This window comes from Acinetobacter sp. YH12249, from assembly GCF_013417475.1.
Classification (GTDB): Bacteria; Pseudomonadota; Gammaproteobacteria; order Pseudomonadales; family Moraxellaceae; genus Acinetobacter.
This window is the reverse complement of sequence record NZ_VPDX01000003.1, coordinates 37,608-51,351: the sequence shown is the minus strand read 5'-3', so window position 1 is coordinate 51,351 and position 13,744 is coordinate 37,608. Positions and strand designations below refer to the sequence as shown.

Annotated in this window: 11 protein-coding genes; 3 read left to right on the top strand and 8 right to left on the bottom strand. The window is 43.0% G+C overall.

The genetic code is table 11. The annotated features are described in order from the left end of the window. Position 1 precedes the first annotated feature (1 nt). The 5 genes from FTV25_RS02515 to FTV25_RS02495 all read right to left on the bottom strand — a co-directional run bounded on the left by FTV25_RS02515 (position 2) and on the right by FTV25_RS02495 (position 4,295). The gene (locus FTV25_RS02515; protein ID WP_180002138.1) at positions 2–1,204 is read right to left on the bottom strand and encodes an MFS transporter; all 1,203 of its coding nucleotides are present in this window, start codon (positions 1,202–1,204) and stop codon (positions 2–4) included. 41 nt (positions 1,205–1,245) lie between these two features. Then, positions 1,246–1,809 carry a TetR/AcrR family transcriptional regulator gene (locus tag FTV25_RS02510; RefSeq protein ID WP_166137661.1) on the bottom strand — a complete coding sequence of 188 codons (564 nt, stop codon included), beginning with the start codon at positions 1,807–1,809 and terminating at the stop codon, positions 1,246–1,248. 142 nt (positions 1,810–1,951) lie between these two features. Continuing rightward, positions 1,952–2,473 carry an acyl-CoA thioesterase gene (locus FTV25_RS02505; RefSeq protein ID WP_004784949.1) on the bottom strand — a complete coding sequence of 174 codons (522 nt, stop codon included), beginning with the start codon at positions 2,471–2,473 and terminating at the stop codon, positions 1,952–1,954. Between the two features lie 316 nt (positions 2,474–2,789). Continuing rightward, a complete protein-coding gene (locus FTV25_RS02500; protein WP_162835329.1) occupies positions 2,790–2,966 on the bottom strand; it encodes a hypothetical protein in 177 nt (58 codons plus the stop codon). A 333-nt stretch (positions 2,967–3,299) separates the two neighbouring features. Then, positions 3,300–4,295, bottom strand: a complete 996-nt coding sequence (locus FTV25_RS02495) for a patatin-like phospholipase family protein (RefSeq protein WP_180002139.1) — start codon at positions 4,293–4,295, stop codon at positions 3,300–3,302. A 121-nt stretch (positions 4,296–4,416) separates the two neighbouring features. Between FTV25_RS02495 and chrA the strand changes: the two genes are divergently transcribed. Beyond that, positions 4,417–5,631, top strand: a complete 1,215-nt coding sequence (chrA, locus tag FTV25_RS02490) for a chromate efflux transporter (protein ID WP_180002140.1) — start codon at positions 4,417–4,419, stop codon at positions 5,629–5,631. A gap of 52 nt (positions 5,632–5,683) precedes the next feature. Here the strand turns inward: chrA and FTV25_RS02485 are convergent, their stop codons facing one another. Next, complete coding sequence (locus FTV25_RS02485; RefSeq protein ID WP_180002141.1) at positions 5,684–7,159, bottom strand: sodium:alanine symporter family protein; 1,476 nt, start codon at positions 7,157–7,159, stop codon at positions 5,684–5,686. A 42-nt stretch (positions 7,160–7,201) separates the two neighbouring features. After that, positions 7,202–8,440 (bottom strand): sodium/glutamate symporter, encoded by a 1,239-nt coding sequence (gene gltS, locus FTV25_RS02480; RefSeq protein WP_004784955.1) that lies wholly within the window; start codon positions 8,438–8,440, stop codon positions 7,202–7,204. Between the two features lie 926 nt (positions 8,441–9,366). Between gltS and FTV25_RS02475 the strand changes: the two genes are divergently transcribed. Next, the gene (locus FTV25_RS02475) at positions 9,367–10,074 is read left to right on the top strand and encodes a nitroreductase (protein ID WP_159123381.1); all 708 of its coding nucleotides are present in this window, start codon (positions 9,367–9,369) and stop codon (positions 10,072–10,074) included. Between the two features lie 79 nt (positions 10,075–10,153). Here FTV25_RS02475 and FTV25_RS02470 read toward each other — a convergent pair whose 3' ends face one another. Next, positions 10,154–11,365 carry a multidrug effflux MFS transporter gene (locus FTV25_RS02470; protein ID WP_180002142.1) on the bottom strand — a complete coding sequence of 404 codons (1,212 nt, stop codon included), beginning with the start codon at positions 11,363–11,365 and terminating at the stop codon, positions 10,154–10,156. 145 nt (positions 11,366–11,510) lie between these two features. Here FTV25_RS02470 and yccS point away from each other — a divergent pair, with 145 nt between their 5' ends. After that, the gene (gene yccS / locus FTV25_RS02465; protein WP_180002143.1) at positions 11,511–13,685 is read left to right on the top strand and encodes a YccS family putative transporter; all 2,175 of its coding nucleotides are present in this window, start codon (positions 11,511–11,513) and stop codon (positions 13,683–13,685) included. The last annotated feature ends 59 nt before the right edge of the window (positions 13,686–13,744 follow it).

Here is a 13,744-nt window from a genome sequence, read left to right as displayed (position 1 = left end):
TTTATTCTTCCGGTAAGGATGCTGAAATCGAAGGTCGCTTCCTGGCCACATATTGACGGTAGATCAATAAAGTGAAAATCACCATCACTGCACAGAACATATAGGTCTTTTCAAAACCGTATTGCGCAATGATCATACCCATCACTACTGAACCCACTGCCAGTCCAATATCAAACAGGGTAAAAAAGGTAGAAATTGCATGGCCCATACGCTGTTTTTCGACAGATTGAATCGCTAGAGTTTGTAAACATGGAAATAATGAACCGTAACCAATTCCGATAAATACCGCAGACAACCACATAGTCCATTGGCTGGACATGACACTGACAATCATCATGCCAATCGCAAAGAAAATAAAGGAAGGATAGATAACTGCACTTGGTCCTTTACGGTCGTAAATTTTGCCCACCCAAGGCCGTACCAACAACATTGAGGCCGCAAAAACAATAAAGAAGATGCCGGTATAAGCCAGTAGTTGCTTGGTTTCACTAAAGGGCGTGATAAAACTCATGATACTGGAGTAAGCAAAAGCCGTGAGCAGTGCCACAAAACTCACCGCCAGCACTTTGACTTCAATAATGTCATGCAGGCTGAATTTTGATTTTTCGACCACTGTAGCTTGAGGTTTTACTAATTCGGTAATTTTCAGCATGAAGGAAAAGATCAAGCCGATAGAGATAATCACGGCAAGCAAGCCAAACAGCACTTTAAAGCTGGTGAACTGAACTACGGTTAAGGCCAGTAATGGACCAAATACCACACCCAGATTAGTCGACATGACAAAATAGCCCATGCCCTCACCCTTACGAGATTCCGGAATAAACTCATTTGCAACGGGAACGGTGACCGTCGTCAGTATGCTGAACCAGATCCCATGTAAGAAACGCACTGCCAATAATGACCACATGCTATCGACCAGCAGATAACTAAAGGAAAATAAGGCAAAAATAACTCCGGCTCCGCGCATTGCCAATTTCTTGCCGAGTTTCTCGATGATCATGCCAGAAAAAGGTCGAATGGCGATGGAGGAAACTAAGAACAGGGTCAAAGCCAAACCTGCTTCTTTGACTGATCCGCCCAGATCTTTCATGATATAAACCGGCAGAATGGTCAGTAAGGCAAAGTAATAGACAAACAGGAACAGATTGTTCAATAAACACAGAATAAAGGAGCGATTCCATAAGCGCTCAGGACTAGCAGACATAACACGCAACTTTTAAAAACAAATTTAAGAACTGACTAAACTCAGGGAGAAATCAAAGCTGGGCTTAAGGCCAGATCTACCAGATTCTGGATATATTGATCATCCGGCATGCGGTTGAAGAAAATGATCTGGTAATGAATCGGCCCGTATAAGGTGTCCAGCATCAGATCAAAAGGATAATCCGCACGTAATTCCCCACGCTCGATGGCCTGTTGAATCAATTGGTGGGTTTGTTTTCGACGTGGTAATAGATACTGCTGAAAAAAGTCTGCAGCCAGCTCCCGATGATTGGCCATAACGACCAGCAAAGCTCGGCCTACCGGATGATTAAGCGCCTGAACCAGCAGAGTTAGCTGTTGAACCAGATTGCTGCGCAAGCTTTGTGAAGCATCCAGTTCAAATACCCCTGCTGTGCGCTGCTTGAAAGCATCTAGTACCAGTTCAGATTTATGTTTCCACCAGCGGTAAATCGTAGATTTGCCAACCCCTGCCCGTGCAGCCACATCTTCAATGGTTAGCTGATGATATTCACCTTCTGCCAGTGCATCCGAAACCGCCTGCAGAATACTGTGCTGACGCCGTGAACATTTTTCTTCTTCACTCATGCTTAAAACCAAAAAACAAAACGATACGTATCGTTTCATATTAGATTAAAAAAGAAGCTTAAGCCAGAGTTAAATGAATTTTATAGGCAAAAAAAAGACCTCTCATTGAAGGTCTTTTTAATAAGCAAATTAAGTTTAGTTCTTAGCTATGCGCTGATTTTTTATAGATACTGCATGAAGGATGATGATTTTCCTGCAGACGGGCAACTTTACGTTGTTCAGCTGCTTCAAAACGGCAACGTTTCCAGTCATTGTCCAGATTCAGCGGTGGAATCTGTTTAGGCTTACCATTTTCATCAACAGCGACCATCGTGAAGTAGCAACTATTGGTATGGCGTACAGTACGTTTCTGAATATTTTGCGCTTCTACACGAATGCCAATTTCCATTGAAGTACGACCTACATGGTTCACACTTGCCAGGAAAGTCACCAGCTCACCCACATGAATCGGTTCTTTGAAATTTACTTTGTCTACAGACAGGGTTACGACATAACTACCCGAATAGCGACTCGCACAAGCATAAGCAACCTGGTCCAATAATTTCAGAATTGTTCCACCATGTACATTTCCTGAAAAGTTCGCCATATCTGGCGTCATAAGGACCGACATCGTTAACTCTGACTGGTCATCCGATGCTGTTGCAATTTGATCTAAAGGGGCCATCGTTTTCTCTGAACTCTTTGAATGACAATGATATAGACCATTATTATAGCGTTTTTGGCCTAAATAAAATGTTCAATTCGGCAAATAAAACATCATAATTCTTGATATGAAATTTTTCTCCATACAAAAAAAAAGATATTCCTCTGAGGATCCATAGAAATCATCAGAAAGTTATTTTCAGTAACTATAAAATAAACAGGAATTTATCCACTAAAGTATTTTCTTGAATCAATGCACTGCAATGAAGAAATTTTCCATTAAGCATGCAGAACTCGGTTTAAGAAAACTGCATGCATTAACAAAAAATAACCTCGAATTAAGCAGGCACTTGTCTCAACATTTCTCGCGCCACATTCTCATAACTTAAAGTCTGCTGGCCATGCAATATCGTTTCAACGGTAAAAGAACCATCGGGATGAACTTTAGTTACAGTAAAAATCGTATTTTCAAACTGAGCTAATGTGACTTGCTGGCCAATTTCGATGTGATTCATATGGCTTTTACATTTATTAATCTGTCGATTTTTATTCTGTCATGATCTTCTAAGCTTTTGAACAGTTGTTTAACTTAAGTCTGTGAATAATTTTGTTAAAATCAAAAAATAGCCTTAAAAGAATCTCATAAAATCATTATAGCTTTATAATTCAAATATTTATTTCCCATTGAAACTTGGGCTTTAAATGGCTTTAAATAGGTAGAAAACATGAGCTCATCTCTAAAAACGATGAGCAAAAATGAACTGCTTTTCACCTATATGAGGAAAGTGGTGAATATCTTTATACATCTATTTGAAAAATAAATACTTTATTCAAAATCTTAGAACAAACTATTGTTGCTGAGCCAAGAGCAATGGAATCTGATGACCTTGACTATAATTATGCTTCTGATAGACCTGAGCAATTTCTGGTAGCTTGAGTTTAGCCGCCTCAATCCCAGCATCCATGGTCAACTCCCTGCCACGCACGTCAAAGATATGACCTTTTTCGCGTAAGTCTGGTTGAATCACTACATCGGCGTATTGCAGTTCCTCAGAAGCTAGACGTTGCTGCATGATATTAATATTCTGGTTGAATAAGCCCCAGACATTGGTGGTTTCAGTATGGATGGGCTGCGCCAGAATATCGACAGCAATCACAATATCAGCGCCCAACTCACGAGCCACTTTGACCGGTACCGGACTGACCAGCCCTCCATCCACATATTCTTTTTTCTGGATGACAGTGGGAATAAACATGCTTGGAATAGAAACGGATGCACGTACTGCCTGACCGGTATTACCATAATTGAAGACTACCCGCTTACCCTCTTTCAAAGCTGTGGCTACCACAAACATCGGGATTTTCATGGCTTGCAGAGGTGTCTGATCGACCTGTAAATTCACATAATTTTCAACTTTTTTGCCATCAAAAAAGCCTTTACGGTCCAGCTTGATGTCGCGGACGTCAGTTGCTTTCATGCTTAATGCAATATTACGCAGTTCAATCGCTGGTTTACCACTAGCATAAATGGAACCTACGATACTGCCAGCACTGGTTCCCACAATAAAGTCAGGTTGTATGCCTGCCTGCTCCAATACTTCAATTGCACCGATATGCGCATAGCCACGCGCACCGCCACTGCCAAGAATGAGTGCAATCACCGGACGGTTTTCTGTTTGCTTGATCTTGCGGAAATTGATCTGGTTTGGACGTGCCTGGGCTTCTGCTACTGAACTGGCAGATTTGATATGACTAGAGTTAGATGGATTAAAACCGGATGTCGTTTGGCAGCCGCTCAGACCTACCATTGTCATCGCCAATATACTCAGTACATATTTCTGCATGCAGAGCACGTCCTCATTTTGTTAAAGCAGCATAGTGTATAAACACATGCTTAAATAATCTGTAGAATTTCGTAAAACTGTCATACAGTTGCACTAATGTCTTTCAATTTTCAGCCACTGTATGAATACACCTTCACTGTACCGGATCTTTCTTACCTTCCTGCAACTGGGCTGTATGGCATTTGGTGGACCGGCAGCACATCTGGTGTTTTTTCACCGTAAATTTGTCGACCAGTTACAGTGGTTAAATGCGACACAATATGGTCAGCTGGTTGCATTAGCGCAGCTTTTGCCCGGCCCAAGCAGCAGCCAGGTAGGCCTTTCAATTGGCTATCTGCAAAGGGGTTATGCTGGAGCATTCATGGCCTGGCTTGGGTTTACCTTACCTTCAGCGCTTTTGATGAGCTTGATCGCCGTACTTGGTCAGTACTATTTCCATATTCTAAACTCAAACAGCTTTCATAGCATTCAATTGATCGTTTTTTCTGTAATCGTCTGGGCATTCTGGCAAATGCTTAACAGCTTCTGCAAGAGCATCTGGCAATATGTACTGGTCTTCATTTCCGTCCTGATTCTGAGCTTCATTAGTATCAGTTTGAACCAGCTACTGGTCATTATTTTAGGGGCAGTTTTTGGTCTCGTAATGGCAAAATTTTCCAATTCTCCTCAGGAAAATAAGCCTGCTTCAAATTCATCTACCATTCACTCAAGCTATATTCGGCCACGTCATGCACCTTACTGGTTCATCGCATTTTTATTACCATTTTTTCTGATTCCTATACTAGTCAAATCTGGTTCTTGGCCTGAACTCGCATTTTTTGCTGATTTCTATCAAACTGGCTCATTGGTCTTTGGTGGCGGGCATGTCATTCTGCCTTTGCTGCATCAGGACTTTGTGGCGACCAATTTACTTTCGCCCCAATCTTTCGATCTAGGTTATGCATTTGCCCAATTGATGCCGGGTCCATTATTTAGTTTTTCCAGCTATGTCGGTGCTCTGTTGCCTTGGACAGGTTCATCCTGGATTAATGCACTGTTAGCAACCTGTGCCATTTTCCTGCCTTCGTTTTTTCTGATTTTTGCTACTTTGCCTTATTGGTCATGGTTAATGCAGCAACGTATTATTTTTCAGGCGGTAAGCGGGATTAATGCGGCAGTGGTCGGACTACTTTTATATTTGCTGATTGATCTCTCTCAGGCATATTTTCGTTTCTGGTCTGATCTGGTTTTTGTCATCGTGATGATTCTACTGTTACGCTTGAAATTACCAGTCTGGTTCAGCCTGATTGCCGGATTTATCCTATATCAAAGCTATCTTAATGTTGTGTCATTCTAACCATTTAAACCCATAAAAAAGCCCCGAACCAGTCGGGGCTTTTGCTCAAGTCTTACCAGATATCTGATTTAACTTTATCTTTAAATTTCGGATGATCATCGAGCTTAAACTCTGGTTGCTCGATGCCACGTTTCAGCTGACCGGTATAGTCCTTGAGCAGCATCAAAATAAATGGCATCAGCAGTACAATCGCAATCAGGTTAATACTGGCCATGACGCCCATGAACAGGTCCGCCATATTCCAGATCAACGGTACACTGGCAATCGAGCCGAAATACACCATAAACAATACCAGCAACCGGAAAATAAACATGACCTTGCTGTTATTATTGATGAACTGGATATTTCCCTCTGCATAGGCATAGTTACCAATGATAGAAGAATAGGCAAACAGGAACAGAATCAAGGCCAGGAAGTCATCACCCCAAGCACCAATCTGGCTTTCAAGTGCCATCTGGGTCAAGGTCACGCCTTCAAAACCGGCATTTTCATACAGACCAGAGACTAAAATAATGATAGCGGTACATGAACATACGACGAAGGTATCTACAAATACGCCAAGCATTTGAACCAGACCTTGATTTACCGGATGTTTCACATCGGAGGCAGCCGCCGCATTCGGTGCTGAACCCATCCCCGCTTCGTTCGAGAATAAACCGCGCTTAATCCCCATCATCATTGCCATCGAGATCATGGCGCCAAAGAAACCGCCTGCAGCTGCTTCAAACTCAAATGCTTTGCTAAAGATCAGCTGGAAAATAGACGGCAACACATCGTAATTGATGACAGCAATGTATAAAGCAACAGCCAGGTAAAGAACTGCCATGAAAGGCACTACCCCTTCAGCAACTTTGGCAATCCGCTTGATCCCGCCAAAAATAATCATGGCCGTAATCAAGACCAAGACCAGACCGACCCAGGAAACTTCCAGATCGAAGCCGCCTAATGGCAACATCAGATTGGCTTCATTCCAGCCCCAGGCATGTGAGGTTGCACCAGTAATCGCATTGGCCTGCACGGCATTAAACACAAAACCGTAGGTCGTAATCAGCGCAATCGCAAATACAATTCCCAGCCATTTTTGCTTAAGACCCTGAGTAATGTAATACGCTGGTCCACCGCGGAATTGCTGGTTCTTGTTATCCCGAACTTTAAATAACTGGGCTAATGACGATTCTACAAAAGCAGAGCTCATTCCCAGAAATGCAGTAAACCACATCCAGAACACAGCACCTGGACCACCGACAGCAATCGCAATGGCGACACCAGCGACATTACCCACACCAACCCGGCTAGCCAGACCTGTAACAAAAGCCTGAAACGGCGTAATACCATGATCGTCTTCGACCTTGCCACGACTACGTTTCATGACTTTCATACTGTGCCAGAACAAACGGATTTGTACGGCACCGGTCATGATCGTATACAAAATACCGACTGCGACCAGGAATACCACCAAAAAGTCCCAGAGTGGACCATTTAAGGCATCGACCCAGCCCAGTAAGGTTTCATTTAGCTGATCATTCATGTCATATCCTTATGAGCTTATGACTCATTATCAAGCTTAAAATTAGACGAAAAATTTCAAGATCATCTGGATGATCGTGGCATTAATCAAGTCAACGAAGAAAGCACCACATAATGGAACGATCAGAAAGGCTTTATGCGAAGCGCCATACATATTGGTAATCGCCTGCATATTGGCAACAGCCGTTGGGGTTGCACCCATCCCGAAACCACAGTGACCTGCAGCAAGTACTGCGGCATCGTAGTTTTTGCCCATCACCCGGAAAGTGACAAATGCTGCATATAAAGCCATAGTCAAGGTCTGTGCACCGAGAATCACCATCAATGGTCCTGCCAGATCCGCCAGTTGCCATAATTTTAATGACAGCAGCGCCATGGCCAGATAAAGCGACAATGAAGCATTACCAAACACATCAATCGCACGGTCGAAGATCTGGATTTTCAGGATGCCTTCCAGCACGTTACGCAGAATCACGCCACCTGCCAGTGCCCATACAAATGTTGGCAGTTCAAATACTGTATCTTTACTGAAGCCAGTCATCAGCTCCGCAAATGCCAGACAGCCTGCAAACAGACCAAGTGTGGTAATGGCATTATCGGCAGTGATCAGACGGACACGATGTGGATATTCAAATTGCACATATTCATCTGTCGTGCTGTCCATTGGCGTGTTGTCACGTTTTTCGATCTGCTGATCGGTACGTGCCACAGCAAGATTATGACGGTTAATCAACAGTTTCGCCAAAGGCCCGCCGATAATTCCCCCAATAATCAGACCGAAGGTCGCACTTGCCATACCGAGCGCCAAAGCCCCCTGAATACCATGCTCAACCTCCATAATTTCACCCCAGGCGCCAGCAGTACCATGTCCACCAGTCAGCGTAATCGAGCCGGCAATCAGACCGATCAGAGGATCAATACCCAGTAAACTTGCCAAGCCCATACCCACTGCATTTTGTAGGGCAATAAATGTTGAGATGGCAACCAGGAAGATCACCAGTCCAATCCCACCTTCACGCAATTTGGCGAAGTTCGCGCTCAGACCGATCGAAGCAAAGAAAATCAGCATAAAACTGGTTTGCAGTTCCGCGCTCGTGGTAATGCTATAGCCCCAGAACGAATGAACCAGCAGAGAGATAACCGCTGCAACCAGACCACCTGCGACAGGTTCAGGAATGTTGTAACGTTTTAGAAAATCGATTTTATCTACCAGAAACCGGCCCAGTAATAGCACAATTACTGCAGCGATCAGGGTATAAAATGCGTTAAAAGTAAAATCCATAATTTTTTTGTCCAAGATGGTTCTGAATTTTTGTCATTCTAAAAGTCGTGTTGCGATTCATTTCCACAGAAGAAAACCTTACATTACCCCATGTAATTGTCATCTACTTCATTCATCCATCGCCTTTAGAATCAACAAAGCATTCCGCATCTGTTTCAAACTTATGAATATCATCGTGATGATCATATTCAGTGAGAGATTTATAAAAGCGAAAAACGGCCTTATGCTGATTGCATAAGCTACGTCAGATGCGTAAATTCATCTAAACGTGCAACTCATAGCGATAACATCCAGCCTATATTTTTTACTTCTCAACCAGCATGAATTGCTGCATGAGTGCTTTTAACCTAACTGAGTTCATCAAGTCATTTGCAATAAGATATTTCAAATAGAGCTTGACCATGCAATCTTCATTATTTCTTCAAAATGCATGTATTCAACTGAAAAGTCGCACATTATGCTGTTTCTTTGTATAAAGTTTTATTGTTTTTTATTAACTATAGTTAGTGAATATATAAAAAATAATTATAACTTCTTATTTTTTATAGTTTACTACCCCCAAATTTTAATCGAAATAAAATATTAATTGAACGTAAAAACGGATATTTAATTTTATTTTTAAGATTGAATTTTATTCATTCTATTTTGTTCTTAACTTTCCTTTTAGTTCCAGCCATCGATGTTAATTGCTCAAGATATCAGCATCTAAAATATCTGTTGCATTTTTAGAAGGAGTTTTGTTTAAGCATTCAATAAATTTCTTAGGCTATTTATATAACTTCTATATCTCTTAAGTGCATTCTCATTCATGTGATTTTTATTAATCATCATAATTCACTGTGAAACTAAAATTCCCCCTGCCCGACAGAGTTTGTTTGGTTTATAGTCAGTTCACCATCATTAAGGATATGAGATTGGAAATTAGAATGGATCAAAACCTCGTTCATGCTGTAGATCAAACCATTACTTCCCGTCATTCAGTTCGTGCTTTTCTGGATACGCCGGTCAGTACCGACATGCTCAAAGACATTTTGACTGTGGCCAGCCGCGCCCCTTCAGGGACCAATACCCAGCCATGGAAAGTATATGTGCTGACAGGGAAAAAGCGTGATGAGCTGGTGCAGCGTGTCTGTCAGGCGCAAATGGAGCTTTACCAGAATCCGGCACTGGCCGAGCAATATAAAGAAACCTTTGCCTATTATCCCGAACAATGGTTCTCTCCTTATATCGACCGACGCCGTGAAAATGGCTGGGGCTTATATGGTTTGCTGAATATCCAGAAAGGCGAAAAAGAAAAAATGGCGCGCCAGAACCTGCGTAATTTTGAACTGTTTGATGCACCAGTGGGGCTATTCTTCACCTTACATAAAGATTTGGGCGTAGGTTCAAAAATGGATATTTCCATGATGATTCAAAACGTGATGCTGGCTGCCAAGGCACGTGGTCTGGATACCTGTCCGCAGGCTGCCTGGAATCATTTTCATAGCATTGTGCTAGATGTACTGGGAGCAGGTGAAGATGAAGAGCTGGTCTGTGGCATGTCACTAGGCTATGCAGATCCAGACCATATCGTAAATACCTTTATCACCCCACGTGTCCCGGTAGAGGAATTTGCCGTTTTTGTAGATGAATAAGATTTGATAAGCCATGATCCAAGCATCAACTTTGAGCTGCTTGGATTGTCTGACAGAGATATAGAGTTCTTGCAGCTCCTTATTTCTGTTTAACTCTAGGCAGTTCTAATTTCAATACAGATCTAAAGGCTATAACTACAAAGATCGCCATTACCAAGGCCATATTGAATAAAGCATCCCACAGCATAAAGTTCAGCAAAACCCCACCCAACAAACCGCAGGCAAATTGCATACTGCCCATGATCGCACTGGCGGTTCCCGCACGCGCGCCCTGCTCTGCCATGGCCAGCGCCATCGCATTCGGTCCCACAAAACCAATCGAGGCCACAACGACAAATAAGGCCGCCATGACCAGAACAACAGATTCAATATTCAGATAGCCTAAAACCAGTAAAGCCAGGACACCGATTCCCTGTAAAGAGGCACCTAGTTTTAAACGACTTAATACTGAAAGATATTGAGCCAGATGCTTATTCATGGTCGAAAACAGCATGATTCCCACAGCATTCCCCCCGAAAGCATAAGCAAACTGCTGTTCAGTGAGATGATAATGATCCATCAGAATGGCTGAAGAAGCGCTGATATAGCAGAACATCACCGCCCCAGAAAAACAGCCCACCAGCATCGGTCGTCTGAAACTTTCATCCTGAAAAATGGTTCGGTATAAACTCAATACCTGCTGTAAATTCAGTTTAAGACGGCGTTCCGGGGGCAAGGTTTCCTGAAAGAAAAAATGCACACAGACCAGACTAAACAAGCCACAGCCCATCAGCACCAAGAAAATAATATTCCACTCAAAGAACATCAGTACCCATGCGCCGAGACTTGGCGCAATAATCGGTGCAATGGTCGTTACAATCATCATGCTGGCAAAGGCCTGGGCAGCCGCCTGCATATCCAGCCGATCACGAATGGTTGCTCGGGCAACCACGACTCCTACACATCCTCCTAAGGCTTGTAATACCCGTGCTGCAATCAGGCTCCATTCATTCTGTGCAAACATACATAACAGGCTGGCCAGAATATACAGACTCAATCCAAAATAAAGCGGTGGCTTACGTCCAATCCGGTCACTGATCGGGCCATATAGCAACTGCCCAACCGCCAGTCCAAGGAAATAAGCTGGCAGACTATTGGAGACCATCTGGGTACTGACACCAAAATCCGCTGCCATTTCTGGCAAGGCAGAGAGATACATATCAATGGATAAAGGACCAAGTGCAGTCAGTGAAGCCAGCAAAATAATCCAGGACATGGCATAAGGTCGTGGTGCTGTCGTATTGGAGTTCATGTAATTAAAGATTTTAATGCGCAGTAGGCAGACAAATTAACATAGCGCATAGTATGATTTACATGGAAATTAAAAGTTATAAATATACTTTTTCTCATATGTATATTCAGCTTTGCAGCAAAGACTGCAAGAGAAAGGATCACCGTTGAAATCTTGGCTCAATCGTCTTAAGCACGCGACTTATAATACGACCCTGATGTATAACCTGCGTATGCTGATCGCTTTTGCAGGCACTGCCTTTGTTCCCTATTTCATGGGACAGCAGTTAATGACTATTCCACTCACCCTTGGAGTGGTGGCCGCAGGTTTAAGCGATATTGATGACCGCTTTTCCGTACGTATCCTGAATCTGTTCTATACCTATTTAGGCTTCTTCATTACCGCAGTGGCAGTCTATCTGTTATTTCCTTATCCGCTGCTGTTTGCTTCTGCCCTCATTGTTTCTTGTATTGTCCTGATTCTGCTTGGCTCGCTTGGTCGACGTTATGCCACGATTTCCTATGGCTGTCTGGTGATTTCTGTCTATTCCATGCTGGGGGTTGAACTTTTTGATGGATGGTATCAGCAGGCAAGCTTGCTGCTGATTGGTGCGGTCTGGTATGGCTTTTTGTCGACCCTCAGCTTTCTACTGTTTCCTGCGCGACGTGCACAGGATAACTTAGCCAAGTGCTATGCTTCACTGGGTGATTTCCTCTATGCCAAATCGAATCTGTTCGATGTCGACATGACGGCAAAAAGTTATCAGCAAAGTATGATCGAGCTGTCACTGGAAAATGGCAAACTGATTTCAATTTTTAATGAAATGAAGACTGTCCTTCTGACCCGCCTGAAAGGTGACCGGGGTCAGAAAGATACTCGTCGTAGCCTGCAATACTATTTTGTAGCGCAAGATATTCACGAGCGTGCCGATTCTGCGCATATTGATTATCAGAAACTGGCCAAGATTTTTGAACACAGCGACGTTTTGTTCCGTTTTCAGCGCATCCTGTCGATTCAGGGCAAAGCCTGTAAAGACCTGAGTGAAAGCATTCAGCAGCGCAAAACCTATAAACATAATAAACGCTTCAAACATGCCTTTGAAAACCTGAGATTGTCCCTGGAAAAATTGCGTACAGAACAGCAGTATGATCAGGTCTGGATCAATGCCCTATTTGCTTTATTCCAGAATCTGAAATCCATTGATGCGCAGTTACGCAACCTGGAAACTGAACGTAATATCAAATTTGATCGTGCTAAACATATTGAAAACCAGCTCAAAGATGACGACCTGAAAGGCTGGGAAGATATCAAGATTCGGGTCAAGCAGCATTTGACGCCTGAATCCGTGTTGTTCCGTCATGCTATTCGCCTGTCGATTGTGCTGCTGATCAGTTATATCATTGTCCAGCTGACCGATATTCAATATGGCTACTGGATTCTACTAACTGCGCTTTTTGTCAGCCAACCTAACTTCAATGCCACCAAACGCCGCTTACGTTTACGCATCGTAGGAACATTGGCAGGTATTCTTTTGGGATATGCCATTTTGTACTTCATTCCTTCCGTTGAAGGGCAATTATTACTGTTAATTTTGAGTGGAATTCTGTTCTTTGAATTACGTAGTAAACAGTATGCACAGGCCACTGCCTTCATTACCATTCTGGCCCTGATCAACTTTAACTTGGACGGTATGGGCTTTGCCGCAGCTATCCCCCGTATGATTGATACCCTGATTGGCTGTGCGATTGCCTGGTTTGGCGTGAGCTTTATCTTCCCGGATTGGAAATTCCGTCGCTTGCCGCGCAGCATTAGCCGTAGTCTGCAGGCAGAATGTGACTACTTGAGTGAAGTGATTGAACAGTATAAGTCTGGACGAAATAATGGTCTGACCTACCGCGTGGTACGTCGTGCAGCTCATAATACGGATGCTGAAGTGGCTTCCCTGATTTCGACTTTGGCCACTGAACCTGATTTTGATCCGGTGCAAAAATCACAGGCTTTTGAGTTCCTGTGCCTGAATCATACTTTTATCAGTTATATTGCCGCGCTGGGTGCGCATCGTGAAAAAATTCAGGATCAGGATGTGCTGGACTTGCTAGACCAAGCCCTAGAAAATATTAGTGGTGCCCTGCTTTATGATGAAGTCCCTGACCTAAGTACCCAGAATATGATCCAGAATATCCGTCAGCGTCTGTCACAACAGCAGGAAGAAGACCAGAAACCACTGATCATTTTGCAACAGTTGTCTTTAATGTTTAGTATCTTGAAGCAATTGAGTCAGTTAAAGCAAAGTTTAAGTCACGAACGTGACGAACAGGCCACTGAATTGGCTTCATTATAATTTGGCCGATTTTGGAACAATATACTCACTGAATCAGCATAATTAATGCTAAACTTTTT

Bases quoted from the DNA above. Each gene is read 5' to 3' on its own strand.
- FTV25_RS02475 (WP_159123381.1), top strand. From the start codon at position 9,367: ATGGATCAAAACCTCGTTCATGCTGTAGATCAAACCATTACTTCCCGT.
- FTV25_RS02510 (WP_166137661.1), bottom strand. From the start codon at position 1,809: ATGAGTGAAGAAGAAAAATGTTCACGGCGTCAGCACAGTATTCTGCAG.
- FTV25_RS02515 (WP_180002138.1), bottom strand. From the start codon at position 1,204: ATGTCTGCTAGTCCTGAGCGCTTATGGAATCGCTCCTTTATTCTGTGT.
- FTV25_RS02505 (WP_004784949.1), bottom strand. From the start codon at position 2,473: ATGGCCCCTTTAGATCAAATTGCAACAGCATCGGATGACCAGTCAGAG.
- FTV25_RS02470 (WP_180002142.1), bottom strand. From the start codon at position 11,365: ATGAACTCCAATACGACAGCACCACGACCTTATGCCATGTCCTGGATT.
- FTV25_RS02485 (WP_180002141.1), bottom strand. From the start codon at position 7,159: ATGAATGATCAGCTAAATGAAACCTTACTGGGCTGGGTCGATGCCTTA.
- FTV25_RS02500 (WP_162835329.1), bottom strand. From the start codon at position 2,966: ATGAATCACATCGAAATTGGCCAGCAAGTCACATTAGCTCAGTTTGAA.
- chrA (WP_180002140.1), top strand. From the start codon at position 4,417: ATGAATACACCTTCACTGTACCGGATCTTTCTTACCTTCCTGCAACTG.
- FTV25_RS02495 (WP_180002139.1), bottom strand. From the start codon at position 4,295: ATGCAGAAATATGTACTGAGTATATTGGCGATGACAATGGTAGGTCTG.
- gltS (WP_004784955.1), bottom strand. From the start codon at position 8,440: ATGGATTTTACTTTTAACGCATTTTATACCCTGATCGCTGCAGTAATT.